The sequence below is a fragment of the Paracoccus sp. NIOT.M2S5SZ12 genome (assembly GCF_057748165.1).
Map to the genome: position 1 here is coordinate 277,231 of NZ_JBYLFR010000001.1, position 24,541 is coordinate 301,771.

Below are 24,541 nucleotides of genomic sequence, written 5' to 3' on the forward strand. Positions count from 1 at the left end.
GCCAACGCGAGTCGGCCTGCCACAGTTTCGCGCCCGCAGCGCGACTTGTCAGACCAGTCGGCCGTCGGCCGTCAGGGTGCCCGCGCCGCGCAGATAGGGGTGCAGCACGGCCGGCAGGACGACCGATCCGTCGGCCTGCTGGCCGTTCTCCAGCACCGCGATCAGCGCGCGTCCGACCGCCAGACCGGAGCCGTTCAGCGTGTGCACGAAGTCCGGCTTGCCACCCCCCGCCGGGCGATAGCGGGCGTTCATCCGTCGCGCCTGATAGTCGCCGCAATAGCTGACGCTGCTGATCTCGCGATAGCGGTCCTGGCCGGGCAGCCAGACCTCCAGGTCATGGGTGATGCGCGCACCCGCGCCCATGTCGCCCGTGCACAGGACGATGGTGCGATAGGGCAGCTCCAGCGCCTCCAGCACCGCCTCCGCGCAGCGGGTCATGCGGTCATGTTCGGCCAGCCCGCTGTCGGCATCGGTGATCGAGACCATCTCGACCTTCTCGAACTGATGCTGGCGCAGCATGCCGGTGGTGTCGCGACCCGCGCTGCCCGCCTCCGAGCGGAAGCACTGGCTGTGGGCGACCATGCGGCGGGGCAGGGCGGAGTGCTCCAGCAGGTCGCCATGCACGGTGTTGGTCAGCGTGACCTCGGCCGTGGGGATCAGCCAGTAGCCCTCGCGGGTCTTGTAGCTGTCCTCGCCGAACTTGGGCAGCTGGCCAGTGCCGACCATCATCGGCTCCAGCACCAGGACGGGGGTCCAGGTCTCCTCCAGCCCATGCGCGTCCACATGCAGGTCGACCATGAACTGCGCCAGCGCGCGATGGATGCGCGCGACCGCACCTTTCAGCACGACGAAGCGGCTGCCCGACAGCTTGGCGCCGGTCTGGAAATCCATCCCGGCGGCGACGCCCGGGATCTCGAAATGCTCGCGCGGGGCGAAGTCCAGGGCGCGCGGGCTGCCCCACCGGCGCAGCTCGACATTGTCGTCCTCGTCGCGGCCCTCCGGGACGGTCTCCAGCGGCAGGTTCGGAATGCCCATCAGCAGATCGCGCAGCTGCGCGTCCAGCCCCTCGGCCTCGGCCTGCATCGCGGCGATGTCGGCCTTGGCCTGGCCGACCTGGGCGCGCAGGCGCTCGAAGGCGGCCTCGTCGCCGCGGCCCTTGGCGGCGCCAGCCTCCTTGCTGGCGCGGTTCTGTTCGGCCTGGGCGGTCTCGGCGGCACTGATGCGGGCGCGGCGCGCCTCGTCCAGCGACAGGATCTGCGCGGTGACCCCGGTCAGGCCGCGCCGCGACAGGGCGGCCTCGAAGGCTTCGGGGTTCTCTCGGATCGCACGGATGTCATGCATGGGCGCACCTTCGCGGCTTGGGGGTCGCCGCCTGACTAGCGCAAGCCGCGCGCCGACAAAAGCCCGCCCGGACGCGGATCAGGCGCCGGGGTCCAGCCCCGCGTCGCGCATCACCTGGCCCAGCACCGGATGGAAGTGCCGCTTGCCGACATAGCCCTCGACCCGCCCCACCTCCGACCCGTCCCGCAGCAGCACGAAGGTCGGCGTGATCCACGGCCGCCGCGCCAGCGCCAGGCCGTCGGGATAGGGGCCGTCCACATCGACATGGAACAGCGGCGCGGCCCGGCCCGCGGGCGACGCGGCATAGCCGGGGCCGATCTCGGCCTCCCAGGCCCGGCAGAAATGACAGGCCGGAGAGCCGACCATCATCAGCTGCCACGGTGCGTCGCTCCAGTCGCGCGGCCCTTCGGCGGCGACCACCACGGGAAGCAGCGCGCAGGCCGCGGACAGCATCAGCCGGCGCCGGGTCAGGATGTGGGACATGGCCGGATCTCCGCGATCGGATGGCGCGCAGGATAGGCCCGGGCGCGCCCGCGCACAAGGCGGGCCGGGCTTGCCCCGCCGGGGCGGCTGGTCCAGTCTCCCGCCAGGCGGCTGGCGGAGTGGCGATGACCGACGAACTTCTGACACCCTTGCTGGCGGGCGACCGCCGGGCGCTGTCCCGCGCGATCACGCTGGTCGAATCGACCCGCCCCGACCACCGCGACCGGGCGCAGGCGCTGATCGCCGCGCTGCCCGAGGGGCAGGCCCTGCGCATCGGGCTGTCGGGCACGCCGGGGGTGGGCAAGTCCACCTTCATCGAGGCCTTCGGGACCATGCTGACCGGGCAGGGGCTGCGCGTCGCGGTGCTGGCGGTCGATCCCTCCTCGACCCGGTCGGGCGGCTCGATCCTGGGGGACAAGACGCGGATGGAGCTCTTGTCGCGCGACCCGCGCGCCTTCATCCGGCCCAGCCCCTCCAGCGCGCATCTGGGCGGCGTCGCCCGCCGCACCCGCGAGGCCGTGCGCCTGTGCGAGGCGGCGGGCCATGACATCGTCCTGATCGAGACGGTGGGCGTCGGCCAGTCCGAGACGCTGGTGGCGCAGATGGCCGACCTGTTCGTCCTGCTGCTGGCCCCGGCGGGGGGCGACGAATTGCAGGGCGTCAAGCGCGGCATCATGGAGATGGCCGACCTGATCCTGGTCAACAAGGCCGATGGCGACTTGCTGTCCGCCGCCCGCCGCACCGTGGCCGATTACGCGGGCGCGCTGCGGTTGCTGCGCAGGCGCGTGCAGGACCCGCCCGAGTTTCCGCTGGCCATGCCCGTCTCGGCCACGACGGGGGCGGGGCTGGAGGAGGCCTGGGCGCGCATGCGGGCGCTAGCCGACTGGCGGCGCGATCATGGCCATTTCGACCGCATCCGGGCCGAGCAGGCGCGGGACTGGTTCCTGTCCGAACTGCGCGCGGGCCTTCTGGCGCAGCTGGAGACCCCTGCCGCGCGGGCGCGCATCGACGATCTGGGTGGCCGCGTGGCGCAGGGCGCGCTGCCTGCGGGGCAGGCGGCGGCGCAGGTGCTGGACTGGCTGCGCGCGTCGCGATGAGATGCCCGTTTTCGCGCCCCGTGCCGCGCCGGGCCGTGGCATAAGGGCGTGACGGCAAGGGGGGCGCCATGCGCGACGGACTGGATCACGACCGGCTCTATGCCGCGCTTCTGGCGCGGGACGCGGGCTATGACGGGGTGGCGCTGGTGGGCGTCACCTCCACCGGGATCTATTGCCGGCTGACCTGCCCGGCGCGCAAGCCCCGCCCCGAGAACTGCCGCTGGTTCGCGGATGCCGGTGCCGCGCGGGCGGCGGGGTTCCGCGCCTGCCTGCGCTGTCACCCGGACGGGGCGCTGCCCCCGGTGGTGGCGCGGCTGGTGCAGGCGCTGCGCGACGCGCCCGACCGCCGCTGGAGCCAGGCCGACCTGCAGGCGATGGGGCTGGACCCCTCGACCGTGCGGCGGCTGTTCCGGCGGCATCTGGGCCACAGCTTTCTGCAGATGGCGCGGGCGGCCCGCCTGCGCCGCGCCATGACCGTCCTGGAACAGGGAGGAGCGATGATCGACGCGCAGCTGGAGGCCGGATTCGATTCGGCATCGGGGTTCCGGGGCGCCTTCGCGCGCCTGTTCGGCCACCCGCCGCACCGCATGCAGGGGGGCGCCGACCTGCGCGCCGACTGGATCGAGACGCCCCTGGGCGGCATGATCGCGATTGCCGACGACGCGGCGCTGCACCTGCTGGAATTCACCGACCGCAAGGCGCTGCCGCAGGGGCTGCGGCGGCTGTCGGCGCTGGCCGGGGGACGCATCGGGCTGGGCCGCAGCGCCGTGACCGACCGCACCAAGGCCGCGCTGGAGGCGTTCTTTGCCGGGCGCGACGGGCGGCTGGACCTGCCGGTGCGCCTGCGCGGCACGCCCTTCCAGGTGCAGGTCTGGCAGGAATTACGGGCGATTGCGCCGGGCGGCAAGCGCAGCTATGCGCAGCTGGCCGCGGCCATCGGCCGGCCCACCGCCGTCCGGGCGGTCGCGGCGGCCAACGGGGCGAACCGGCTGGCGCTGGTCGTGCCCTGCCACCGCGTCATCGGCGCGGATGGCAGCATGACCGGTTATGCCGGGGGATTGTGGCGCAAGGAGCGGCTGATCGCGCTGGAACGCGGCTGGCGCGGCCAAGGCGAATCAGCCGACAAGGCTTGACGCGCGGGCCGTCATGCGGTAGCCACCCGCGAACGGAATTCCGGGCGCTGCCTCGCGGCGCCCTTTCACATTGGGACGGACCCCCCGCCCGCACAGCTGAGACGAAGGAACACACCATGTCGCGCGTCTGCGAACTGACCGGCAAAGGCCCGATGAGCGGTAACAATGTCAGCCACGCCAACAACAAGACCCGTCGCCGGTTCCTGCCGAACCTGAACGAGGTCACGCTGCTGTCCGAGAAGCTGGGCCGCGGCTATTCGCTGCGCATCTCGGCCGCGGCGCTGCGTTCGGTCGATCACCGTGGCGGTCTGGACGCCTTCCTGGCCAAGGCCAAGGACGCCGACCTGTCGGATCGCGCCCAGAAGATCAAGCGTGAGCTGGTCAAGGCCGAAGCCGCCAACGCCTGATCGCCTCACCGCGATCCATCCTGCATGGCCCTGCCGATCGGCGGGGCCTTTGCATGTCCGGGTGCCCTGCGTCTGCGGCCCTGCGACCCGATTGCCTGCTGACCCCGGCCGCGGTCGCGGTTAGGATGCCGCCATGTCCCGTCGCATGTCCCATCCGGTCCTGACGCCGATCCTGATCCTGGTCGTGATGCTGTCCGCCATGGGCTTGGGCGCGGCACGCGGCACGGTCATGATGGCCGACCGGATCGTGCTGTGCACCGGGCAGGGGGTCGTCATGGTGCCGCGTCCCGACGGCGCGCCCGGTGAGGTCCGGGCCCATCTGTGCCCCGACATGGCGCTGAGCCTGCTGGCCGCCGTCACGCCGCCTCTTGTCACCCTGCCGCCGCGGTCGGCCCCGAGCGAACCTGCTGTTCGTGCTCCGGGAGAGCGTCCCGCGCCCCGTCATTCCGCCGATCTGCGCGCCCGCGACCCGCCCGTCGCGCCGCGACCGATCCGCCAGACCTGACACCCATCCGAAGGACGACCCCATGAAGACCCTTTCCCTGGCCGCGCTGATCGCGGCTTTGCCCGCCGCCGTGCTGGCCCATGACGGCATGCATGTGAACGACGCCTATGCCCGCAGCACCAATCCCATGGTGGCGTCGGTGTTCCTGCAGCTGGAGAACCACCGCGCGGTGGATTGCAGCCTGCAGGCCGTCACCACCCAGGCCGCCGAACGCGCCGAGCTGCACACCCATACCGAGGAGAACGGCGTGATGAAGATGGGCCAGATCCCCGAGATCGCCGTTCCCGCCGGTCAGACGCGTGCCCTGTCGCGCGGGGGCAATCACATCATGCTGCTGGGCCTGACCGAGCCGCTGGCCGATGGCGACGCCGTGTCACTGGAGCTGGATTTCGGCGATTGCGGTCAGGAGACGGTCGAGGCCATCGTGGACAATGCCCGCGCCGATGCGGGCATGGATCACGGCGCCGGCGGGCATGGTCACGGCGATCACGCCGGACACTGAGCCGCGTCGCTAGGCCGCGCGGGCGACCAGTTCGGCGGCCGTCGGGCCCAGATGGTCCACGATCAGCCGAACCCCCTGCGCGGAGGGATGCACCCCGTCGCGCAGCATCAGGGGCCGCCTCTGCGCCGCGGGCACCCGGGCCAGCGGCGCATAGAGGTCGGGCAGCAGCAGCGTGCCGTGCCGCTCGGCCAGCCGCGGCCACAGCCTGCTCCAGGCCCGGCGCCAGTCCGGATCGCCGGACGGCGCGTGGATGCCGACCAGCAGCACGGGCCGGCCGCCCGACCCGGCCGTGGCTAGGATGGCATCCAGGTTCTCCTCGGCCTGGTCGGGGTTCCAGCGGCGCAGCATGTCGTTGCCGCCCAGCTCGACCATGACCGCGTCGGGCAGGTGGCGGCGCATCGACAGGCCGATCCGCACCCGCCCGCCATAGGTCGTGTCGCCCGACAGGCCCGCATCGATCAGCTGCGCCGGACGGCCCGCGGCGGCCAGCCAAGCCGACAGCTGCGGCACCAGCCCCTCGCCTTGGGACAGGCCGTATCCGGCCGTCAGGCTGTCGCCGAAGCACAGCAGCCGGGGCAGGGCCTGCTGCGCGCGGGCGGGGCGCACTAGGCTTAGTGCGGCGGCACCGGCCAGCAGGGCGCGGCGGGACAGGGCGGGAAGGTGTCGGCTCATGCGGCGGTCCTCAGGCGCAGGGCATTGGCGACTACGAAGACCGAGGACAGCGCCATCGCCCCCGCGCCCAGCATCGGTGACAGGGCCGGCCCGCCGAAGGGGACCAGCGCCCCCATCGCCACCGGGATCAGCGCGACGTTATAGGCAAAGGCCCAGAACAGGTTCTGGCGGATGGTGCGCATCACCGCCCGCGACAGGCGGATGGCCCGCGCCACCCCCTGCGGATCGCCCGACATCAGCACCGCATCGGCCGATTCGATGGCGATGTCGGTGCCCGTGCCGATGGCGATGCCGGTGCCCGCCGCGGCCAGGGCCGGGGCGTCGTTGATGCCGTCGCCGACGAAGACGCTCCGCGCCCCCATGGCGCGGAGCGCGGCCAGCTTGTCCTCGGGCGACAGCCCGCCGCGGCTGTCGGTCAGGCCCAGCCCGGCGCCCACCGCGCGGGCGGCGGCGGGCTGATCGCCCGACAGCATCACGCAATCGATGCCCATGGCCCGCAGCGCGGCGATGGCCGGCGCGGCCTCAGGGCGGGCGGGGTCGGACAGGGCCAACGCCGCCACATGCCGCCCGTCCAGCGCGACATGGACGGCCGTCGCGCCCTGCGCGGCGTCGTCCTGGGCGCGCGCGGCCAGATCGGCATCGACCGCGACGCCCGCGGCCTCCAGCGCGCGGAGGTTGCCGATCAGCAGGGCCTGTCCCTCGACGCGGGCCGACAGGCCCTGTCCGGGACGGGCCACCACATCCTGCGCGGCGGGCAGGTCGCAGCCAGCGGCGCGTTCCAGGATCGCGTGGGCCAGCGGATGTTCGGACCGCGCCTCCGCCGCGGCGGTCAGGCGCAGCAGCGCGGTGGGGTCCAGATGCCGGCTGTGGATGGCGGTGACGCGCGGGCGGCCCTGCGTCAGGGTGCCGGTCTTGTCGAAGGCAACGACGCGGGCCTGAGAGAGCGCCTGAAACGCCTCTCCGCGCCGGAACAGGATGCCGAGCCGCGCCGCCCGGCCGCTGCCCACCATGATCGAGACCGGCACCGCCAGCCCCATCGCGCAGGGGCAGGCGATGATCAGGACCGACACCGCCGCCACGACCGCATGGGCCAGATCGGGGCCGAAGGCCAGCCACAGAAGGAACGTCACCGCCGCCAGCGCCATGACGCCGGGCACGAAGATCCGCGTCACCCGGTCGACCAGGTCCTGCACCGGCAGGCGGGCGGCCTGCGCGCCGCGGACCAGCGCGACGATGCGCGACAGGACCGTGTCGGCGCCGGTCGCCGTCACCCGATAGGTCAGCGCCGAGGCGCCGTTCACCGTGCCGCCGGTCACCGCGTCGCCAGGGCGCTTGTCGACCGGCAGAGGCTCTCCGGTCAGCATGGATTCGTCGATGGCGCCGCGTCCTTCGGTCAGCACGCCATCCAGCGCCACCCGCTCTCCGGGGGCCAGCCGGATCAGGTCTCCGGGCACCAGATCGGCCACGGGCAGGGTCACCGGGCGGCCGTCGCGCAGGACCGTCGCCCGGTCGGGGGCCAGCGCGACCAGCGCGCGGATCGCGGCACCGGCCTGCCCCTTGGCGCGGGCCTCCAGCCAGCGGCCCAGAAGGATGAGGGTGACGATGACGGCGGCAGCCTCGAACCAGACCTGCCGCGAGGCGGAGGGCACCAGCCCCGGCGCCAGCACCACCGCCGTCGAGAAGAGGAACGCCGCCCCCGCCCCCAGGGCCACCAGGCTGTTCATCTCCGGCGCGCCGCGCCGCAGGGCCGCCAGACCCGTCGCGAAGAACCGCCGCCCCGGACCCGCCAGCACCGCCAGCGTCAGCAGCATCTGGGCCAGCCACAGCGCCCGCTGCGGGACCATCCCGTGCAGCCAGTGGTGGAAGGCGGGAACCAGGTGGCCGCCCATTTCGGTGACGAAGACCGGCAGGGTCAGCAGGGCCGCGGTCAGGAAGGCGCGGCGCAAGGCGGGGGCCTCGTCCACGGGGTCCGCGGAGGGGCCGTCATCGGCGACCCGCGCGGGATAGCCCAGGTCGGTCACGATCCGCGCCAGCGCGGCGGGGGTCAGTCCCTCCGCATGGGTCACCTGCGCCTCGCCGGCGGTCAGGTCGACCTGGGCCGCGGCGATGTCGGGGCGGGCCTTGAGCACACGGGCGATGCGGCCGGAGCAGGACGCGCAGCTCATCCCCGAGATGCTGAGCCGGGTCACCGGCAGGTCCGCGGGATAGCCCGCCGCGCTCAGCGCGGCCTGGACCTGCGGCAGCGTCGCCCCGTCCAGCCGGAGATGCGCGGTGCGGCCGACCGGATCGACGCCCAACCCATTGACGCCCGGCAGCGCGCTGAGCGCGCGGGTGACGCGGCCGGCGCAGGCGGCGCAGCTGATGCCCGGAATGGACAGGTCCAGATCGGTCGCGGTGGTCATGGCGCGCAGCGTCCTTGCGGCGGGGCGGCGGGCATGGTGGGGATGCGGTTCATGCCCCAAGAGATGTGGCCCAAGCGCCGCGGGGTCAAGCCCTACGGCCCCGCACGCGCGGCCAGAACGCGGTCGTGAGTTGCGGGCGGGGGCGGTTTGCCTGTATCCACGGGCCAAAGGACGCATGTGAATAAGGACCGCCCCATGAACCGTCGTCGGATGATCTCGCTGGCCGCCTTGGCGGTCGCCGCCCCCGCACTGGCCCGGACGCTGGCGCCGGTGCCGGGCTGGGCGCAGGCCGCCTCCGACCCCTATGCCCCGACCGAGGTCGCCATCCGCGAGGATTTCGAGGTGGGCAGCATCGTGGTCGTCAGCCGCGACTTCTTCCTCTATCACGTCACCGCGCCGGGCCGCGCCACCCGCTACGGCGTGGCCGTGGGCACGGCCGAGCTGGTCTGGAAGGGCAAGGCCACCATCGGCCGCAAGGTTGAATGGCCCAGCTGGCGCCCGACCAACGACATGATCGAACGCAACCCCGATGCCTATGCGAAATATGCCGACGGCATGCCGGGCGGGCCGCAGAACCCCTTGGGCGCGCGGGCGCTGTATCTCTATGACGACCGGGGCAACGACACCGCGATCCGCATCCACGGCACGACCGATCCCGGCTCGATCGGGCGGGCGGTGTCGAACGGCTGCCTGCGCATGCGCAACGAGGCCGTGATCAGCCTGTTTGATCAAGTGCCGATCGGCACGCCCGTCTACGTCTTCTGATCTTGGACCTGACGCTGTCCCGCGCGGCGGACCCGGTGCTGGCCGGGTTCGACGACATCATCGACGTCCGCGCCCCGGCGGAGTTCGCCGAGGATCACCTGCCCGGCGCCATCAACCTGCCGGTGCTGAGCGATGCCGAACGCGCGCAGGTCGGCACGATCTACAAGCAGGTCTCCTCGTTCGACGCGCGCAAGCTGGGCGCGGCACTGGTCGCGGCCAATGCGGCCCGGCACCTGCGGGGGCCGCTGGCCGACCGGGGCGGGGCGTGGAAGCCGCTGGTCTATTGCTGGCGCGGCGGGCAGCGGTCTGGCAGCTTCGGCACGATCCTGTCCCAGATCGGCTGGCGCGTGGGGCGCGTCGCGGGCGGCTACAAGGCGTGGCGGTCGCTGGTCGTGGACCGGGTGCAGAACGGTCCCATCGCGGCCCCCGTGATCGTGCTGGACGGCAACACCGGCAGCGCCAAGACCGCGATCCTGCAGCGGCTGGCCGCGCGGGGCCATCAGGTGATCGACCTGGAGGGGCTGGCCCATCATCGCGGCAGCCTGTTCGGCGGCCATCCCGAGGGCCAGCCCAGCCAGAAGATGTTCGAGGGCCGCCTGGCCGTCGCGCTGGAGGGGCTGGACCCCACGCGCCCCGTTCTGGTCGAGGCCGAGAGCAGCCGCGTGGGCCAGATCACCGTCCCCAAGGCCATGTGGCAGGCGATCTGCGCCGCGCCCCGCCTGCGCCTGCAGGTGCCGGTCGCGGCCCGCGCGGCCTTCACCGCCGCCACCTATCGCGACATGGTCGCCGATCCGGACCGGGTCGCGGGCATCCTGGACCTGATCGCGCCCCTGCACCCGGCCGAGCGGGTCGAGGGCTGGCGCGGCGCGCTGGCCCGGCGCGACTGGCAGCTGCTGTCCGAGGGCCTGCTGCGGGACCATTACGATCCGCGCTATGACAAGCACCGCGCGCGCCATGATGGCGGGCGCGGCGCGGTCGTGGCGCTGGAGGGGCTGACCGACCTGGAGGCCGCGACGGCGCGGGTCGAGGCCGCGCTGGCCCGCATGGGCTGACCTGCGCGGGTTTGTCGCCGGGGCGGTCGCTCTTTTGTGATCCGCCCGGCGCGCCCATCCGGCCTAGTGTTGCGCGACCCCAGGAACAGGAGCGTGCGATGACCCGGATGACCGCCAGGGATTTCCCGCAGGAATTGCTGGAGCTTTACGACTTCTACGCCCATGGCCGCATCACCAAGCGGCAGTTCCTGGACCGCGCGGGCAAGTTCGCGGTGGGCGGCGTCACCGCGCTGGCGCTGCTGAACATGCTGCGCCCGGATTACGCGCTGGCCCAGCAGGTGAACTTCAACGACCCCGAGATTGTGCCGGAATACGTGACCTATCCCTCGCCCGAGGGGCATGGCGAAGTGCGCGCCTATCAGGTGCGCCCGGCCGGGGCCGAGGGGGCGATTCCCGCCGTGCTGGTGATCCATGAGAATCGCGGGCTGAACCCCTATATCGAGGATGTCGCGCGCCGGCTGGCCAAGGCGGGCTATCTGGCGCTGGCGCCTGACGGGCTGACCTCCAAGGGCGGCTATCCCGGCAATGACGAGGAGGGCCGCGCCCTGCAGGCCGAGGTCGATCCGACGCGGCTGATGAACGACTTCTTTGCCGGGGCCGAGCATCTGATGGGCCGCGAGGACGTGACCCGCGTGGAGGCGGTGGGCTTCTGCTATGGCGGGGGCGTCTGCAACGCGCTGGCGGTGGCCTATCCTGAACTGGGTGCGTCGGTGCCCTTCTATGGCCGCCAGGCGCCCCTGGAGGACGTCCCCCGGATCGAGGTGCCGCTGCTGCTGCATTATGCCGAGCTGGACGAGCGCATCAACGAGGGCTGGCCCGCCTATGAGGCCGCCCTGCGCTGGGCGGGCAAGACCTTCGAGGGGCATGTCTATCCGGGCGTCAACCACGGCTTTCACAACGATTCGACGCCCCGATACGACCAGGCCGCCGCCGATCTGGCCTGGCGGCGGACGCTGGACTGGTTCGGCCGCTACTTGGCCTGATCCCGCAGGAAGCGGCGCAGCACCGCCTCCAGCTTGGCCGCGCCCAGGGGGGCCATCGCCTTGGTGTGGTCGTGGCTGATCGATTCGTCGGACAGCCCCGCCCCCATGTTGGTGATGACCGAGATCGCCGCCGCCCGAAGGCCCAGGAACCGCGCCAGGATGATCTCGGGCACGGTGGACATGCCCACCGCATCCGCGCCAAGCGTGCGGGCGGCGCGGATCTCGGCCGGGGTCTCGAAGCTGGGCCCCGAGAACCAGCAATAGACGCCCTGCGGCAGATCCACCCCCTCGGCCTCGGCCGCGGCCAGCAGGGCGGCGCGCATCGAGGCGTCATGCGCGTCGGTCATGGGGACGAAGCGCGCGTCGGTCGCCTCTCCGATCAGCGGATTGGTCCCGGCAAAGGCGATATGGTCGTTCAGCAGCATCAGCCCGCCGGTCGGGATGTCGGGGCGCAGCGATCCGGCCGCATTGGTCAGGATCAGTTTCGTCGTCCCCAGGGCCGCCAGCACCTCCAGCGGCAGGCGCATCGCGTCCGCCCGCCCGGATTCGTAGTAATGCGACCGCCCGCCGAAGACCGCGACGCGCACGCCCTCCAGCTGGCCGATGACCAGCTGTGGCACATGGCCCGACACGCCCGCGTGGGGAAAGCCCGGCAGGTCGTCATAGGGAATCGCCACGCCGTCCACCGTGGCCGACAGGTGGCCCAGACCGGACCCCAGGATCAGTCCGTATTCGGGCGCCTCCTGACCCGCGCGGTCGCGGATCAGGGCGGCCAGATCAGCGCTCCTTGACATAGGGCTCTCCTCCGGCGCGGGGCGGGATGGCGCGGCCGACGAAGCCCGCCAGGATCACCACCGTCAGGATATAGGGCAGCGCGTTCATGAACATCGACGGCACCGTGACGATCCCCAGGTCCAGGTTCGGATAGAGGTTCGCGATCGCCTCCAGCAGGCCGAACAGGAAGGTCGCGAACAGCGCCTGCCAGGGCCGCCATTTGGCGAAGATCAGCGCCGCCAGCGCGATGAAGCCGCGCCCGGCCGTCATCTCCTTGACGAAGCCCGCCGAGAGGCCGGTCGCCAGATAGGCCCCCGCGATGCCGCACAGGATGCCGCAGATCGCCACCGCCGTGTAACGCAGCCGGGTGACCGACACGCCCGCCGTGTCGACGGATGCCGGGTTTTCCCCGACCGCGCGCAGGCGCAGGCCGAAGCGGGTGCGGTAGAGCACCCACCAGGTGATCGGCACCAGCGCGAAGGCCACATAGACCAGGATCGTCTGCCCCGAGATCAGCCCGGAATAGATTGGACCCAGCACGGGCACGTCGCGCAGCGCCTCGGCGCCGGGCAGGGTGATGGGGGCGAAGCGGGCCTCCCCCTCCAGCGACGGGGTGCGGCCGCCGAGGCCAAAGGCGTTCTGCCCGACCAGCACCGTCAGCCCCGAGGCCAGGAAGTTGATGGCCACGCCCGAGATCAGCTGGTTGCCCATGAAGGTGATCGAGGCGAGGCCATGGACCAGCGACAGGGCCAGAGAGCCTGCGATGCCCGCGGCCAGGCCCAGCCAGGCGCTGCCGGTGATGTAGGCGACCGAGGCGGCGGTGAAGGCCGCCATCAGCATCTTGCCCTCCAGCCCGATGTCGAAGACCCCGGCGCGTTCGGAATAGAGCCCGGCCAGGCAGGCCAGCAGCAGCGGCGTCATCAGGCGCAGCGCGCTGCCGATGCCCTGCTGGGCGGCGGCGCCGTCGGCGAACGCCCAGACCAGGCAGATCGCCAGGACGATGATCGCGATCAGCGATTCGCGGATGTTCATTTCACCGCCCCCCAGCTGGTCCGTTTCATGGTCAGGAACAGCCGTTCCAGCGGCATGCGGACCATGTTGTCCAGCGCGCCGGTGAACAGGATCACCAAGGCCTGGATCACGATGATCAGCTCGCGCGGGATGGTGGTCCACAGCGCCAGCTCTCCACCGCCCTGATAGAGGAAGCCGAACAGCAGCGCCGCCAGCAGGATGCCCAGGGGGTGGTTGCGGCCCATCAGCGCGACTGCGATGCCGATGAAGCCCGCGCCCTCGACCGCGTTCAGGACCAGACGTTCGGATTCGCCCATGACGTTGTTGATGGCCATCATGCCCGCCAGCCCGCCCGAGATCAGCATGGCGATGATCGTGATGCGCGTGGGGTTGATGCCCGCATAGACCGCGCCGGGTTCGGACTTGCCGAAGGCGCGGATCTGATAGCCCAGACGCGTCCGCCAGATCAGCACCCAGGTCAGGAAGCAGGCCGCCAGCGCCACCAGGAAGGTCACATTGACCGGCGTGTTGCGGCCCCATTCAAAGCCCATGCCCGCCGCGATGTCGGTCAGCGCGGGCAGGTGCGTCACCTCCGGAAAGCGGGCGGAGGCCGGGTCCATGCTGCCCGTCGGGCGCAGCTGGTTCACCAGCACATAGTTCAGCGTGGCCGCGGCGATGAAGTTGAACATGATCGTGGTGATCACGATGTGGCTGCCGCGTTTCGCCTGCAGGACGGCGGGCACGAAGGCCCAGGCCGCCCCGAAGGCCGCCGCACCCAGCATCGCCACCGGCAGGGCGATGGCCCAATGCGGCAGCGGCAGGAACAGCAGCACCAGCGCGACCCCCAGGCCGCCCATCGCCGCCTGCCCCTCGCCGCCGATGTTGAACAGGGCGGCATGATAGGCGACCATCACCGCCAGCCCCGTGAAGATGAAGTTCGTCGCGTAATAGAGCGTGAATCCCCAGCCATAGCTGGAGCCGAGCGCCCCCTGGACCATCGTGGTCAGCGCCATCCAAGGGCTTTCCCCGATGGCCAGGATCACCAGCGCGGAGATGCCCATCGCCAGCACCAGAGAGATCAGCGGCGTCAGGATGACGTCCGCCCATTTCGGCATCTTGTCCATCAGGCGCGTCCCTCCGGCAGGTCATGGGTGGTCTCGGGCGGGATGCCGGCCGCCGCGGGCGTGGTCCGGGCGTCGGTGATGCCCGCCATCAGCAGGCCCAGCTCGCCCGTGGTGGTCTGGCCGGGCAGGCGTTCGCCCATGATGCGGCCGTCGAACATCACGGCCACGCGGTCGGACAGGGCCAGGATCTCGTCCAGCTCGACGCTGACCAGCAGGATGGCCTTGCCCGCGTCGCGCAGGGCCACGATCTGCTTGTGGATGAACTCGATCGCGCCGATGTCCACGCCGCGCGTGGGCTGGCCGATCAGCAGCAGGTCGGGGTTGCGCTCGATCTCGCGGGCCACGACGATCTTCTGCTGGTTCCCGCCCGAGAAGTTGCGCGCCGCCAGGTGGCAGTCGCGCGGGCGCACGTCGAACCGCTCCATCTTGGCCTGGGCGTCGCGGCGGATGGCGTCGTTGTCCATCAGCCAGCCCCTGTTGAACTCGGGCGCGTCGTGCCAGCCGAAGGCCACGTTCTCCCACGCGGCGAAATCCATGATCAGGCCTTCGACCTGACGGTCCTCGGGGATGTGGCCCACGCCGTCGCGGCGGCGCTGACCGGCATCGCAGCCCGATCCGGCCACGGGCAGGGCGGTGCCGTTCATGCGCACCTCGCCCGTGACCCTGGCGCCCTTCTCGGGGTATCCGCCCAGGATCTCCAGCAGCTGGGTCTGGCCGTTGCCGCTGACCCCCGCGATGCCCAGGATCTCTCCGGCGCGGATGTCCAGGTCGATGCCGCGCAGGCGTTCCACCCCCTCGGCATCGACCATGGTCAGGCCGCGCACCTCCAGGACCGGGGCCTGCGGCCGTGCCGGCTGCTTGTCCACGTTCAGCAGCACCTTGCGGCCGACCATCAGCTCGGCCAGCTGTTCGGGGCTGGTCTCGGGCGTGCGGACCGAGGCGACCATCTCGCCGCGGCGCATCACGCTGACATTGTCGGTGATCTCCATGATCTCGCGCAGCTTGTGGGTGATCAGGATGATCGTCTTGCCCTCGTCGCGCAGCCCCTTGAGGATGCGGAACAGGTGGTCGGCCTCGGCGGGCGTCAGCACGCCCGTGGGCTCGTCCAGGATCAGGATGTCGGCCTGGCGATACAGCGCCTTGAGGATCTCGACCCGCTGCTGGTGTCCGACGGAAAGGTTTTCCACCACCTCGTCGGGGTCCACATTCAGCTGGTATTCGGCGGCCAGGCGCTTCAGCACGCCGCGCGCCTTGGACAGGGACGGGCGCAGCAGCGCGCCGTCCTCGACGCCCAGGATGATGTTCTCCAGCACGGTGAAGTTCTGTACCAGCTTGAAATGCTGGAACACCATGCCGATGCCCGCGCGGATCGCGGTCTGGCTGTCGCTGATGGTGATCGGCTGACCGCCCACCAGGATCTGGCCCTCGTCGGGCTTGTAGAAGCCGTAGAGGATCGACATCAGCGTCGACTTGCCCGCGCCGTTCTCTCCGATGATGCCGTGGATCGTGCCGCGCGGCACCGACAGGCTGATGTCGCGGTTCGCCTGAACCGCCCCGAACGCCTTCGAGATGCCCCGCAGCTCGATGGCAGCGGGGGCGGCCGTCGCCGACCGCCCCCCCATCATGTCGCTTGCGGCGGTCATTACGAGGCCGGGCAGGCGTTGTCGGTCATGAAGTCGTGCACCGTGACCTCGCCCGAGGCGATGGCGGCCTTCGCCTCGTCCACGGCGGCCTGCATCTCGGCGGTGGCCAGCTCGGCGTTGTTCTCGTCGATGGCGACGTCCACGCCGCCCGCGGCCAGGTCCATGACCTTGACGCCCGGCTCCAGGTCGGTGCCCGCCGTGAAGGCGTCGAAGACCGCGTTGTCCACGCGCTTGACCATCGAGGTCAGGATCTTGCCCGGATGCAGCGCGTTCTGGTTGCTGTCCACGCCGATGGCCAGGATGCCCTCGTCCGCGGCGGCCTGCAGCACGCCGATGCCGGTGCCGCCCGCGGCCGCATAGATCACGTCGGCGCCCTGCGACTTCTGCGCGCGCGCCAGCTCACCGCCCTTGACCGGGTCGTTCCAGGCCGCGGGCGTCGTGCCGGTATAGTTGCTGACGACCGAGCCCTCGGGCTGGACCGACTTGAACCCCTGGGCAAAGCCGCATTCGAACTTGCGGATCAGCGGGATGTCCATGCCGCCGATGAAGCCGACGGTGCCGGATTCGGACGCCATCCCGGCCATCACGCCGGCCAGATAGCTGCCCTGCTCCTCGGTGAAGACGACCGACTGCACGTTCGGCGCCTCGACCACCATGTCGATGATGGCGAATTTCGTGTCCGGGTAATCGCCCGCGACCTTGGTCAGCACGTCGCCGAAGGCGAAACCGGTCATGACGATGGGGTTCGATCCGCTCTCGGCCAAGCGGCGGAGCGCCTGCTCGCGCTGTGCCTCGGACTGCATCTCCAGCTCGCGATAGGTGCCGCCGGTCTCCTCGACCCAACGCTGCGCGCCGCCGAACGCCGCCTCGTTGAACGACTTGTCGAACTTGCCGCCCAGGTCATAGATCAGCGCCGGATCGGCCAGCGCCGCGCCGGTCGACAGCACGGCCAGGGCCGAGCCCGCCAGCAGCGATTTCATCAGGGACATAAAGGAACCTCATCCTGTTTTTCGCGGGCGATTCAACGGGCCCGCTGATCGCCCGATTAGGGCGCATCGCACGGGGTCCGGTCAACCGCCTTCTTGGGTCGCACGCAGCGTCAGACGCATCACGATCGCGTCCGTCGCTGGCCCGTAATATCGCCGCCGCACGCCCGCTAACAGCCATCCCGTCGCCAGATACAGCCGCCGTGCCGCAAGGTTGTCATGCGCGACCTCCAGAAAGGCCTCCTCGGCCCCCATCGCCGCCGCTCTGCCCGCGAATGCGGCAACCAGCGCACGGCCCGTGCCCGCCCGTCGCGCCTGCGGGTCCACGGCCACGGTCAGCAGCTCGGCCTCGCCGGCGATGGCGCGCCCCATCAGGAAGCCGTGCGGCGCCTTCAGCAGGAAGGTGCCGCGCCCCTCCAGAAGGCTGGCGAATTCATGGGCCGACCACGGGCGGGGTGTGTCGAAGCACCGCGCATGCAGCGCGGCGAGATCCTCGGGCGTCACGCCAGGATCACCGGCGACGCATCGCGGGCCGGTGCCGCGTCGGCGGGGCGCAGATAGACCGGCGTGGGTCGCGGCTGCGGCAGATGGGCGCGGGCCGCGGCCAGGCGCGTCACGCCCAAGGCGATGCCGACCGCAGGCGCAGCCTGCGCGGGGCCGGGCGGCAGCGCGCCGGCCGCGGCCTGCTGCGGCCGGCTCTCCGCGCCCTCGGCAAAGTCCTGCCAGATAACCATGTCGCCCCGGCCCGTGATCACCACCCGGCAGGGCCGCGGCAGGCCCCAGGCCAGCGCCTCGGGCGCCCCGACCCCGATGGCGGGGATGCCCAGGGACAGGGCCAGACCGCGCGCCGCCGCCACTGCCACGCGGATGCCGGTGAAGTTGCCCGGCCCCGTGCCGACCCCGATCGCGTCCAGGTCGCGCCAGCCCAGGCCCGCCCCCGCCAGGATCTTCTCCAGCAGGGGCATCAGCCGCTCGGCCTGCCCCTTGGCCATGTCCTCATGGACCGCCGCCAGAACCGCATCGCCGCGCAGCAAAGCGGCCGCGCAATGCGCGGCCGATGTGTCGAAACCCAGGATGATCCGGTCAGGCAACGGGCCTGACCTCGACCACTTCGGGGATGTAGTGGCGCAGCAGGTTCTCGATCCCCATCTTCAACGTCAGGGTCGAGGACGGGCAGCCCGCGCAGGCCCCCTGCATGTGCAGATAGACGATGCCGCGGTCAAAGCCGTGGAAGGTGATGTCGCCGCCATCCTGCGCGACGGCGGGGCGCACGCGCGTGTCCAGCAGCTCCTTGATCTGCACCACGATCTCGGCGTCCGGGCCCGCCTCATGGGCGACATGGCCGCCGGTGTCCGCCGCCGCGCCCTCGATGGCCGGGGCGCCCGACTGGAAATGCTCCATGATCGCGCCCAGCACCGACGGCTTCAGGTGATCCCACGGCACCTGGTCGGCCTTGGTCACGGTCACGAAGTCGCGGCCCAGGAACACGCCGGTCACCCCGTCCACGGCGAAGATGCGCCGCGCCAGGGGCGATGCGGCCCCGGTCTCGGAGGTGGGGAAATCGGCCGTGCCGCTGCCCAGCACGGTCTCTCCGGGCAGGAATTTCAGCGTAGCGGGGTTCGGCGTCGTCTCGGTCTGGATGAACATGGGGGCGCTCCTTTGAGGCCTGATATGGCGATCCGGCGGCCTTGGGTCAACCCGGCGGACCGCTCAGGTGATCGCCTCCAGCCGCTCCTTGGAGAGATCGCCCGGCACCAGCGTGATCGCGCAGGGCAGGGCGGTCGGATCGCGCATCAGCCGGGTCAGGACCGGGTTCGCGCTGCCCTTGTCGGAGGCCAGGCCCAGCACGACCACGCCGATCTCGCCATCCTCGGTGATCTGCGCCAGAAGCTCCTCGGCCGTGTCGCCTTCGCGGATCACCAGGACGGGATCGACGCCGGGGCGCGAGCGCATCCATTTGGCAAAGACCTCGAAATGCGCCTCGATCCGCTCGCGCGCCTCGGCGCGCATCACGTCGGCCACGCCGAAGCCGTGCTGGATCTCCTCGGCCGGGATGACCGACAGGATGACGACCGAGGCGCCGTCGGACTTGGCCGCGCGCATCGCGGCAAAGCGCATGGCGTTCAGGCATTCCCGGCTGTCGTCCAGCAGCACCAGAAATTTCCGCATGACCCGGCACCCGTGGTTGTTTCCCCGGAACAGTGGCCGATGTGCCATGCCCGCGCAAGCGAATGCGCAAGAAAGCGCCAGCGCTGTTCCAAAGGGTTGCGCGTTGTGCTAGCCGCAGCGAGGCTGAGGCCCGGAGTGTGCAATGCGGACGGTGTCGTGACGATCCACCATGACTGGGAAAAGACGGATGCCGCGCAGCTGGGCCCGCTGACCGCGCCGCGCATGGCGTGGTTCATGGGCGAGGCGCGCGCGCCCGGCGTGAACCCCATGCCGCCGTCCAAGCGCGCCTTCGACATCGGCTTTGCCCTGATGCTGCTGATTCCGCTGTCTTTGGTGATGGCCACGGTCGCGGTCCTGCTGCTGATCCTGCAGGGGCGCCCGCTGCTCTATGCCGCCCACCGCATGCGCGGCCCGAACCAGCCCTTCACCCAGTGGAAGTTCCGCACCATGCTGTGCGAGGAGGACGATTTCGGGGCGACCGGCGCGCACAAGGCCTGGCGCATCACCCCGATCGGCCGCTTCCTGCGCCGGTCCCGCATCGACGAGCTGCCGCAGCTGTTCAACATCCTGCGCGGCGACATGAGCTTTGTCGGACCCCGGCCGCCGCTGCGCGAATATGTCGAGCGGTTCCCCGCCGTCTATGGCCAGGTCCTGCATTCGCGGCCCGGCGTCACCGGCCTTGCCACGCTGATCTATCACCGCCACGAGGACCGCATTCTGGCCCGCTGCAAGTCGGCCGAGGCGACCGAGCGGGCCTATTACCGCCGCTGCCTGCCGGCCAAGCTGAAGATCGACCTGATCTATCAGCGCCACCGCAGCCTGCGGCTGGACCTGTGGATCCTGTGGAACACGGTCAAGATCGTGGTGTCGCGCCGCGACGAACGCCCGCGCCGGAGGCGGCGGGGCAGCAACTACCTGCCCGTCGGCCCGTCGAAGGGGTCGCGCGGGTAACCCACCCCCGTCAGATAGAGGCCCTGCGGCGGACAGACCGGCCCGCAGGCCGCCCGGTCCCGCGCCGCCAGCGCCTGTCCCACCCGGTCCGGCGCCCACGCCCCTGCGCCCACCCGCTCCAGCGTGCCGACGATGCTGCGCACCTGATTGTGCAGGAAGGACCGCGCGCGCAGGTGGAACCGGTACTCCGTGCCCTGCGGGATCGCCACGGCCTCGATCCGGATCTCGTCCAGCGACTTCACCGGGCTCTTCGCCTGGCAGATCGACGACCGGAAGGTGGTGAAGTCGTGATGCCCGACCAGATGCGCTGCCCCCGCCCGCATGGCGTCGATGTCCAGCGGGTTCTGCACCTGCCAGACCTGGCCCTGCCCATGGGTCATGGGCGCGCGGCGCGCCACCAGCCGGAACAGATAGCGCCGCTCCATGGCCGAGAACCGGGCGTGGAAATCGTCCGGCACCCGTGCGGCCTGAAGGATCGCGACGGGCGCGGGCTTCAGGTGCCAGTTCAGCGCCTCGGACAGGCGGAACGGGTCCCAATCGCGTTCCAGGTCGGCATGGGCGACCTGGCCCGTCGCATGCACCCCGGCATCGGTGCGCCCGGCCGCCGCGATGCGCGCGCCGGCGGCAAAGCCCGGGTCCAGCCGCGCCAGCGCCGCCTCGACCGCGCCCTGCACACTGGGCTGGTCGGCCTGCGACTGCCAGCCGGCGAACGGCGCGCCGTCATACTCGATCTGCAGGGCAAAGCGCGGCATCAGTCGCGCGGCGTCCGCTGGCCGGGAAAGGGCGCGCGCAGCAGCTCGTCCAGCGTCTGCGCCTCGCGGCTTTCCAGCGCGGGGCGTTCGGCGGGGTCGATGCGGGTCGCCGCCCCGGTCAGCCCCTCGCGGGCCAGCCGGTCGCGCAGCACCGCCATCTCGATGTCCAGCGCCTGGCGGTCGCCCTCCAGCAGCCGGTCGGCGCGCGCGATGAAATCTTTTTCCAGATCGTCCAGGAACGTCTCGAAATCGGCCCGGACCGCGGCATCGCGCCGCCGCGCGTGAAGTTCCGCGAACCGCGCCGTCGCGTCGCGCGCGCCCATCAGGTAGACGCCCAGATAGCGCCGCGCCGAGGCCAGACCGGCAGGATTGTCGCGCACCCGGTCGAACAGCTGGCGCACGCTGGCGTCGAACATCGCGATCCGTGCGGACAGGCGGCGGTCGCCCAGGGGGGCGATGGCCTGGGCCATGGCCTGCAGATGCGCCTCGGCCTCCTCGATCATGCGGTCGGCGCGGGACTGCTGGAAATCGTCCACGCCCTCGGGGCGCTTGTCGCGCCACGGGTCCAGCCCGAAGGCGATCTGGTGCAGCGCCAGTCCCGCCGCACCGATCAGCCCCGCCTCGGCCCAGACCCCCGGCTCGGCGGCGCCCAGACCCAGACCAAGGCCCGCCATGACGCCGCCGAACAGCTTGCGCGGGATGGCCGGGCGGCGGGCGATGCGCCGCGCCTGATAGGTCGCCTGCGCCACCAGCCCCTCGCGGGTCATCCACATGCCGCTAGCCACCAGACCGAAGGCCGCAAGGTCGGTGACCATGCCGGTGGCGCCCTGAAAGAACGCGCCCAGCAGGAAAGGCGTCGCGGCCAGGGTGATCCATTTCGGCCGTCCCTCATGGGGGTGGCGCGGGGTGGGCGGCAGGGGATCGGCCTCCGCCGGCATGGGCGAAAAGCGCCCGCCGAAACGCTGCGACATGGCGTGCCCCCTCAGCCCGCGCCGGCCAGCGACGCATAGAGCGTCAGCATCAGCAGCAGATAGAAGCTCAGCCGGGCCTGGGCATTGCGGGACATGAAGATCCTTTCGCGGGTCGTTCCCGCATATATCGGCATCCGAGCGCGGATTTCAAACCGCGATCGCGCCCCCTCAGGCCGGGCGGGGGAACAGCCGGTCCAGCGCGGCGGTCAGCGGCGCGTCGTCGCGCAGCGCCAGGCGCACCGGCAGGGCCATGACCTTGGGGCGGAAGCCGCGCGGCAGGCGGGCCGCGTCCTTCTCGGTGGTGACCAGCTGCGCGCCCAGCAGCCGGGCCTCGGTCTCCAGGCGCGTCAGCAGGGCGGGGGTGAAGGGCTGATGGTCGTCCAGCCCCTCGGCGCGCAGCACCTCGGCGCCCAGATCGCGCAGGGTGGCGAAGAACTTCTCGGGGTGGCCGATCCCCGCAAAGGCCAGCACCCGGTGCCCGCGCCAGTCGATGCCCGTCTGCAGGGGCGCCAGCCTGCCGCGCAGATGCGGGGGCGCGCCGGGCGGGGCGGTGAAGGCGGCCTGCGCCGCATCCGGCCCGATCGACAGCAGCAGGTCGGCCCGCGCCAGCCCGGTGGCCACCGGCTCGCGCAGCGGTCCGGCAGGGATGCACAGCCCGTTGCCGAAGCCCTTGGCCGCATCCACCACCACCACGCCCAGGTCATGGGCCAGGGCGGGGTCCTGGAACCCGTCGTCCAGGATGACCGCCTGCGCCCCGGCCGCCACCGCCGCGCGGGCACCCGCCACGCGGTCGCGCGCGACCCAGACCGGGCCGAAGGCCGCCATCAGCAGCGGCTCGTCCCCGGTCAGGGCGGCGTCATGGGTCCGCTCCTCGACGCGCAGGGGGCCGGTGGCGCTGCCGCCATAGCCCTTGGAGACGACATGCGCGGCCACGCCCCGCGCGGCCAGCACCGTCATCAGATGGATCACCGTGGGCGTCTTGCCGGTGCCGCCCGCGTTCAGGTTGCCGACGCAGATCACCGGCACGCCCACGCGCTCGCGCGGACCCGCGGCCAGCCGCCGCGCCGTCGCCCGCGCATAGGCCGCGCCAAGCGGCGCCAGCACGCGCGCGCGCAGCATTGGCGGTGTCCGGAACCAGAAGGCGGGGGCGCGGGTCATGCGGGGGCCTTTGCGCGCGCGTCCATCGCGGCCGCGACGCGTTCGGCGATGCCGATGGCCACGTCGGCCCCGCCGGTGCTGACCGTCCAGGCGTTGCTGGCCAGGGTGGCGATGGATTCGGGCTGGGTCAGTTCGGTGATGGCCTGGGCCATGTCCTCGGGGCTGCGGACCAGGCGCGCGGCCTGGGCGCCCGTCAGCTGACGCCATTCGGTCTCGAAGGGGCCGTGTCGGGGGCCGTGCACGATGGCCGAGCCGAGGGCCGCGGGTTCGAACGGGTGGCGCATCGCGTCGGCCTCTCCGGACAGGGTGCCGCCCATGAAGCTGACGGGCGCCAGGCGGTACCACAGGCCCATCTCGGTCGGGCCGTCGGTCAGCAGGACCTGGATCTCGTCGCCGAAATCCTCGTCCTCACTGCGGCGGGCGACGGTCAGTCCCTGGGCCTCGATGTCGCGCGCGAGGCCATCGATGCGCGCCGGGTCGCGCGGCGCCAGGATCAGCAGCGCCCGGTGCGACCGGCGCAGCGCGGCCTGATGGGCGGCCAGGACCGCGGCCTCCTCGGATTGCGGCAGGCTGGCGGCGAACCAGGCGTGGCGGCCGTTCAGCTGCTGCGCCATGGAGGCGCGCTCGGTCTCGGAACATCGCAGCGGCTCGCGGATCTCGGAGACGGGGCCGGTCATGGCCAACCGCCCCGGCGCCAGGCCCATGCGCCGCGCGACGGCAAGGCTGGCCGCGTCCGACAGCAGCACCTGGTCGAGCAGCGACAGCAGGTGGCAGCGCAGGCCGGCCCGCATGCCCCAGGCGAGATCGGCGGGCGAGAGGCGCGCCTCCGCCAAGATCAGCGGGATGTCGCGGGCCGAGGCGGCGGCGATCAGCGCCGGGGGCAGATCGCCCCCCAGCAGCAGCACGGCGCGCGGATGCGCACGCTCCAGCAGCTGCGCGACCAGGACCGGGTCGCGGCCCAGATCGGCGGGGGTCAGCCGCAGCATGCGGGCCGTCGGACGGGCGCGCGACAGGCTGCGCAGGATCTGCGGCTCGGCCCGGGCCGCATCGGGCGAGACATGGATCACGATGACGGGACCGCTGCCCGCGGGCAGCAGGGGCAGCGCCACGTCATGGGAGGCGCTGCGGCGCAGATGCAGCCACAGCGCCAGACGGCCCAGCCCCGAGCCGCCGGACCGGCCCGGCGGCGGCGGCGCCACGGCCGCAGGGCCGTCGTCTGCGCCGCTGGCTTGGGCCGGGCTCATCAGCCGCCCAGTTCCTCGGTCGGGCTGACCTCGCGTTCCTCGTCGCGCAGGCGGTGCAGATGCGCGATGAAGTAGCGGGTATGGGCGCTGTCCACGGTGCGCTGCGCCTCGGCCTTCCAGGCCTGGAAGGCGCTGGCGTAATCGGGGAAGATCCCGACCATGTGGATGGCCTTTGTGTCGCGGAACTTGGTGCTGGACGGATCGACCAGCTCGCCGCCGAAGACGAGATGCAGACGCTGGCTCATGGGACCTCCTGAGGGGCGTTTCAATCGGCCCGGACCCTAGCGCGTGCCGCGTCCGGGTTGAAGGCGATTTCGTTAAAATTGCGGGCGTTCGGGCTTTGCCGGGCGGCGCGTCGCGGGGTTATCCTGACCCCCGAGGGCAGAAGCCCGGAACCATCGCGGGACGGGGTGTGC

At 71.7% G+C, this 24,541-nt stretch carries 28 protein-coding genes; 9 read left to right on the forward strand and 19 right to left on the reverse strand.

Annotation, left to right across the window (positions count from 1 at the left end):
* Positions 1-48 precede the first annotated feature (48 nt).
* On the reverse strand, positions 49-1,341 hold the full coding sequence (gene serS, locus AC2SGK_RS01390; RefSeq protein WP_488321809.1) for a serine--tRNA ligase: 1,293 nt from the start codon (positions 1,339-1,341) through the stop codon (positions 49-51).
* A gap of 78 nt (positions 1,342-1,419) precedes the next feature.
* Entirely contained in the window at positions 1,420-1,824 is a 405-nt protein-coding gene (locus AC2SGK_RS01395) for a thioredoxin domain-containing protein (RefSeq protein WP_488321810.1), read from the reverse strand.
* Between the two features lie 119 nt (positions 1,825-1,943).
* Between AC2SGK_RS01395 and meaB the strand changes: the two genes are divergently transcribed.
* The 5 genes from meaB to AC2SGK_RS01420 all read left to right on the forward strand — a co-directional run bounded on the left by meaB (position 1,944) and on the right by AC2SGK_RS01420 (position 5,468).
* Entirely contained in the window at positions 1,944-2,921 is a 978-nt protein-coding gene (gene meaB, locus AC2SGK_RS01400) for a methylmalonyl Co-A mutase-associated GTPase MeaB (protein ID WP_488321811.1), read from the forward strand.
* A 68-nt stretch (positions 2,922-2,989) separates the two neighbouring features.
* Positions 2,990-4,054: a bifunctional transcriptional activator/DNA repair enzyme AdaA gene (locus tag AC2SGK_RS01405; protein WP_488321812.1), complete on the forward strand. Its 1,065-nt coding sequence runs from the start codon at positions 2,990-2,992 to the stop codon at positions 4,052-4,054.
* A 116-nt stretch (positions 4,055-4,170) separates the two neighbouring features.
* A complete protein-coding gene (rpmB, locus tag AC2SGK_RS01410; RefSeq protein WP_411838507.1) occupies positions 4,171-4,461 on the forward strand; it encodes a 50S ribosomal protein L28 in 291 nt (96 codons plus the stop codon).
* A 145-nt stretch (positions 4,462-4,606) separates the two neighbouring features.
* Positions 4,607-4,966, forward strand: a complete 360-nt coding sequence (locus AC2SGK_RS01415; protein ID WP_488321813.1) for a hypothetical protein — start codon at positions 4,607-4,609, stop codon at positions 4,964-4,966.
* A 22-nt stretch (positions 4,967-4,988) separates the two neighbouring features.
* Entirely contained in the window at positions 4,989-5,468 is a 480-nt protein-coding gene (locus AC2SGK_RS01420; RefSeq protein WP_488321814.1) for a copper chaperone PCu(A)C, read from the forward strand.
* A 9-nt stretch (positions 5,469-5,477) separates the two neighbouring features.
* On the opposite strand, the gene AC2SGK_RS01425 is transcribed toward AC2SGK_RS01420, so the two are convergent.
* Both AC2SGK_RS01425 and AC2SGK_RS01430 read right to left on the reverse strand, forming a co-directional pair.
* Positions 5,478-6,140, reverse strand: coding sequence for an arylesterase (locus AC2SGK_RS01425; protein ID WP_488321815.1), 663 nt, complete (start codon positions 6,138-6,140; stop codon positions 5,478-5,480).
* Positions 6,137-8,542: a heavy metal translocating P-type ATPase gene (locus AC2SGK_RS01430; protein WP_488321816.1), complete on the reverse strand. Its 2,406-nt coding sequence runs from the start codon at positions 8,540-8,542 to the stop codon at positions 6,137-6,139. The genes AC2SGK_RS01425 and AC2SGK_RS01430 overlap by 4 nt, the downstream gene beginning before the upstream one ends.
* Positions 8,543-8,737: 195 nt before the next feature.
* On the opposite strand from AC2SGK_RS01430, the gene AC2SGK_RS01435 reads away from it, so the two are divergent.
* From AC2SGK_RS01435 to yghX, 3 genes are all read left to right on the forward strand, one after another.
* On the forward strand, positions 8,738-9,307 hold the full coding sequence (locus AC2SGK_RS01435; RefSeq protein ID WP_488321817.1) for a L,D-transpeptidase: 570 nt from the start codon (positions 8,738-8,740) through the stop codon (positions 9,305-9,307).
* A 2-nt stretch (positions 9,308-9,309) separates the two neighbouring features.
* Positions 9,310-10,359, forward strand: coding sequence for a tRNA 2-selenouridine(34) synthase MnmH (mnmH, locus tag AC2SGK_RS01440; RefSeq protein WP_488321818.1), 1,050 nt, complete (start codon positions 9,310-9,312; stop codon positions 10,357-10,359).
* 98 nt (positions 10,360-10,457) lie between these two features.
* Entirely contained in the window at positions 10,458-11,342 is an 885-nt protein-coding gene (gene yghX / locus AC2SGK_RS01445) for a YghX family hydrolase (RefSeq protein ID WP_488321819.1), read from the forward strand.
* On the opposite strand, the gene AC2SGK_RS01450 is transcribed toward yghX, so the two are convergent.
* From AC2SGK_RS01450 to AC2SGK_RS01490, 9 genes are all read right to left on the reverse strand, one after another.
* A complete protein-coding gene (locus AC2SGK_RS01450) occupies positions 11,330-12,136 on the reverse strand; it encodes a purine-nucleoside phosphorylase (protein ID WP_488321820.1) in 807 nt (268 codons plus the stop codon). The two genes, yghX and AC2SGK_RS01450, sit on opposite strands and share 13 nt — an antisense overlap.
* Positions 12,120-13,148: an ABC transporter permease gene (locus tag AC2SGK_RS01455; RefSeq protein ID WP_488321821.1), complete on the reverse strand. Its 1,029-nt coding sequence runs from the start codon at positions 13,146-13,148 to the stop codon at positions 12,120-12,122. Before AC2SGK_RS01455 ends, AC2SGK_RS01450 begins: the two co-directional genes overlap by 17 nt.
* Entirely contained in the window at positions 13,145-14,251 is a 1,107-nt protein-coding gene (locus AC2SGK_RS01460; protein ID WP_488321822.1) for an ABC transporter permease, read from the reverse strand. The genes AC2SGK_RS01455 and AC2SGK_RS01460 overlap by 4 nt, the downstream gene beginning before the upstream one ends.
* On the reverse strand, positions 14,251-15,894 hold the full coding sequence (locus AC2SGK_RS01465; RefSeq protein WP_488321823.1) for an ABC transporter ATP-binding protein: 1,644 nt from the start codon (positions 15,892-15,894) through the stop codon (positions 14,251-14,253). The genes AC2SGK_RS01460 and AC2SGK_RS01465 overlap by 1 nt, the downstream gene beginning before the upstream one ends.
* Positions 15,894-16,883 (reverse strand): BMP family lipoprotein, encoded by a 990-nt coding sequence (locus tag AC2SGK_RS01470; RefSeq protein WP_488321824.1) that lies wholly within the window; start codon positions 16,881-16,883, stop codon positions 15,894-15,896. The genes AC2SGK_RS01465 and AC2SGK_RS01470 overlap by 1 nt, the downstream gene beginning before the upstream one ends.
* A gap of 81 nt (positions 16,884-16,964) precedes the next feature.
* On the reverse strand, positions 16,965-17,384 hold the full coding sequence (locus AC2SGK_RS01475; protein WP_488321825.1) for a GNAT family N-acetyltransferase: 420 nt from the start codon (positions 17,382-17,384) through the stop codon (positions 16,965-16,967).
* On the reverse strand, positions 17,381-17,971 hold the full coding sequence (gene tsaB, locus AC2SGK_RS01480) for a tRNA (adenosine(37)-N6)-threonylcarbamoyltransferase complex dimerization subunit type 1 TsaB (protein WP_488321826.1): 591 nt from the start codon (positions 17,969-17,971) through the stop codon (positions 17,381-17,383). Before tsaB ends, AC2SGK_RS01475 begins: the two co-directional genes overlap by 4 nt.
* On the reverse strand, positions 17,964-18,527 hold the full coding sequence (locus AC2SGK_RS01485; protein WP_488321827.1) for a NifU family protein: 564 nt from the start codon (positions 18,525-18,527) through the stop codon (positions 17,964-17,966). The genes tsaB and AC2SGK_RS01485 overlap by 8 nt, the downstream gene beginning before the upstream one ends.
* A 63-nt stretch (positions 18,528-18,590) precedes the next feature.
* On the reverse strand, positions 18,591-19,049 hold the full coding sequence (locus AC2SGK_RS01490) for a universal stress protein (RefSeq protein ID WP_488321828.1): 459 nt from the start codon (positions 19,047-19,049) through the stop codon (positions 18,591-18,593).
* Positions 19,050-19,316: 267 nt separating this feature from the next.
* Here AC2SGK_RS01490 and AC2SGK_RS01495 point away from each other — a divergent pair, with 267 nt between their 5' ends.
* Positions 19,317-20,000 carry a sugar transferase gene (locus AC2SGK_RS01495; protein ID WP_488321893.1) on the forward strand — a complete coding sequence of 228 codons (684 nt, stop codon included), beginning with the start codon at positions 19,317-19,319 and terminating at the stop codon, positions 19,998-20,000.
* On the opposite strand, the gene truA is transcribed toward AC2SGK_RS01495, so the two are convergent.
* From truA to AC2SGK_RS01525, 6 genes are read right to left on the reverse strand one after another with little or no spacing between them, the layout of a single operon-like run.
* Positions 19,961-20,752, reverse strand: a complete 792-nt coding sequence (truA, locus tag AC2SGK_RS01500; protein WP_488321829.1) for a tRNA pseudouridine(38-40) synthase TruA — start codon at positions 20,750-20,752, stop codon at positions 19,961-19,963. The two genes, AC2SGK_RS01495 and truA, sit on opposite strands and share 40 nt — an antisense overlap.
* Complete coding sequence (locus tag AC2SGK_RS01505) at positions 20,752-21,723, reverse strand: 5-bromo-4-chloroindolyl phosphate hydrolysis family protein (protein WP_488321830.1); 972 nt, start codon at positions 21,721-21,723, stop codon at positions 20,752-20,754. Before AC2SGK_RS01505 ends, truA begins: the two co-directional genes overlap by 1 nt.
* Positions 21,724-21,734: 11 nt before the next feature.
* The gene (locus tag AC2SGK_RS01510; protein WP_411838526.1) at positions 21,735-21,857 is read right to left on the reverse strand and encodes a hypothetical protein; all 123 of its coding nucleotides are present in this window, start codon (positions 21,855-21,857) and stop codon (positions 21,735-21,737) included.
* Positions 21,858-21,891: 34 nt separating this feature from the next.
* Entirely contained in the window at positions 21,892-22,881 is a 990-nt protein-coding gene (lpxK, locus tag AC2SGK_RS01515) for a tetraacyldisaccharide 4'-kinase (RefSeq protein WP_488321831.1), read from the reverse strand.
* Positions 22,878-24,125: a 3-deoxy-D-manno-octulosonic acid transferase gene (locus tag AC2SGK_RS01520; protein ID WP_488321832.1), complete on the reverse strand. Its 1,248-nt coding sequence runs from the start codon at positions 24,123-24,125 to the stop codon at positions 22,878-22,880. The genes lpxK and AC2SGK_RS01520 overlap by 4 nt, the downstream gene beginning before the upstream one ends.
* Positions 24,125-24,370, reverse strand: a complete 246-nt coding sequence (locus AC2SGK_RS01525) for a DUF4170 domain-containing protein (protein ID WP_411838529.1) — start codon at positions 24,368-24,370, stop codon at positions 24,125-24,127. Before AC2SGK_RS01525 ends, AC2SGK_RS01520 begins: the two co-directional genes overlap by 1 nt.
* Positions 24,371-24,541 lie beyond the last annotated feature (171 nt).

Coding starts and splice junctions, on each gene's coding strand:
- AC2SGK_RS01510 (WP_411838526.1), bottom strand. CDS start 21,857: ATGCCGATATATGCGGGAACGACCCGCGAAAGGATCTTCATGTCCCGC.
- AC2SGK_RS01465 (WP_488321823.1), bottom strand. CDS start 15,894: ATGACCGCCGCAAGCGACATGATGGGGGGGCGGTCGGCGACGGCCGCC.
- AC2SGK_RS01495 (WP_488321893.1), top strand. CDS start 19,317: ATGCCGCCGTCCAAGCGCGCCTTCGACATCGGCTTTGCCCTGATGCTG.
- yghX (WP_488321819.1), top strand. CDS start 10,458: ATGACCCGGATGACCGCCAGGGATTTCCCGCAGGAATTGCTGGAGCTT.
- truA (WP_488321829.1), bottom strand. CDS start 20,752: ATGCCGCGCTTTGCCCTGCAGATCGAGTATGACGGCGCGCCGTTCGCC.
- AC2SGK_RS01485 (WP_488321827.1), bottom strand. CDS start 18,527: ATGTTCATCCAGACCGAGACGACGCCGAACCCCGCTACGCTGAAATTC.
- AC2SGK_RS01395 (WP_488321810.1), bottom strand. CDS start 1,824: ATGTCCCACATCCTGACCCGGCGCCGGCTGATGCTGTCCGCGGCCTGC.
- AC2SGK_RS01470 (WP_488321824.1), bottom strand. CDS start 16,883: ATGTCCCTGATGAAATCGCTGCTGGCGGGCTCGGCCCTGGCCGTGCTG.
- AC2SGK_RS01430 (WP_488321816.1), bottom strand. CDS start 8,542: ATGACCACCGCGACCGATCTGGACCTGTCCATTCCGGGCATCAGCTGC.
- AC2SGK_RS01520 (WP_488321832.1), bottom strand. CDS start 24,125: ATGAGCCCGGCCCAAGCCAGCGGCGCAGACGACGGCCCTGCGGCCGTG.
- AC2SGK_RS01405 (WP_488321812.1), top strand. CDS start 2,990: ATGCGCGACGGACTGGATCACGACCGGCTCTATGCCGCGCTTCTGGCG.
- AC2SGK_RS01455 (WP_488321821.1), bottom strand. CDS start 13,148: ATGAACATCCGCGAATCGCTGATCGCGATCATCGTCCTGGCGATCTGC.
- AC2SGK_RS01505 (WP_488321830.1), bottom strand. CDS start 21,723: ATGTCGCAGCGTTTCGGCGGGCGCTTTTCGCCCATGCCGGCGGAGGCC.
- rpmB (WP_411838507.1), top strand. CDS start 4,171: ATGTCGCGCGTCTGCGAACTGACCGGCAAAGGCCCGATGAGCGGTAAC.
- lpxK (WP_488321831.1), bottom strand. CDS start 22,881: ATGACCCGCGCCCCCGCCTTCTGGTTCCGGACACCGCCAATGCTGCGC.
- AC2SGK_RS01420 (WP_488321814.1), top strand. CDS start 4,989: ATGAAGACCCTTTCCCTGGCCGCGCTGATCGCGGCTTTGCCCGCCGCC.
- AC2SGK_RS01490 (WP_488321828.1), bottom strand. CDS start 19,049: ATGCGGAAATTTCTGGTGCTGCTGGACGACAGCCGGGAATGCCTGAAC.
- AC2SGK_RS01425 (WP_488321815.1), bottom strand. CDS start 6,140: ATGAGCCGACACCTTCCCGCCCTGTCCCGCCGCGCCCTGCTGGCCGGT.
- AC2SGK_RS01415 (WP_488321813.1), top strand. CDS start 4,607: ATGTCCCATCCGGTCCTGACGCCGATCCTGATCCTGGTCGTGATGCTG.
- serS (WP_488321809.1), bottom strand. CDS start 1,341: ATGCATGACATCCGTGCGATCCGAGAGAACCCCGAAGCCTTCGAGGCC.
- AC2SGK_RS01525 (WP_411838529.1), bottom strand. CDS start 24,370: ATGAGCCAGCGTCTGCATCTCGTCTTCGGCGGCGAGCTGGTCGATCCG.
- AC2SGK_RS01460 (WP_488321822.1), bottom strand. CDS start 14,251: ATGGACAAGATGCCGAAATGGGCGGACGTCATCCTGACGCCGCTGATC.
- AC2SGK_RS01435 (WP_488321817.1), top strand. CDS start 8,738: ATGAACCGTCGTCGGATGATCTCGCTGGCCGCCTTGGCGGTCGCCGCC.
- AC2SGK_RS01450 (WP_488321820.1), bottom strand. CDS start 12,136: ATGTCAAGGAGCGCTGATCTGGCCGCCCTGATCCGCGACCGCGCGGGT.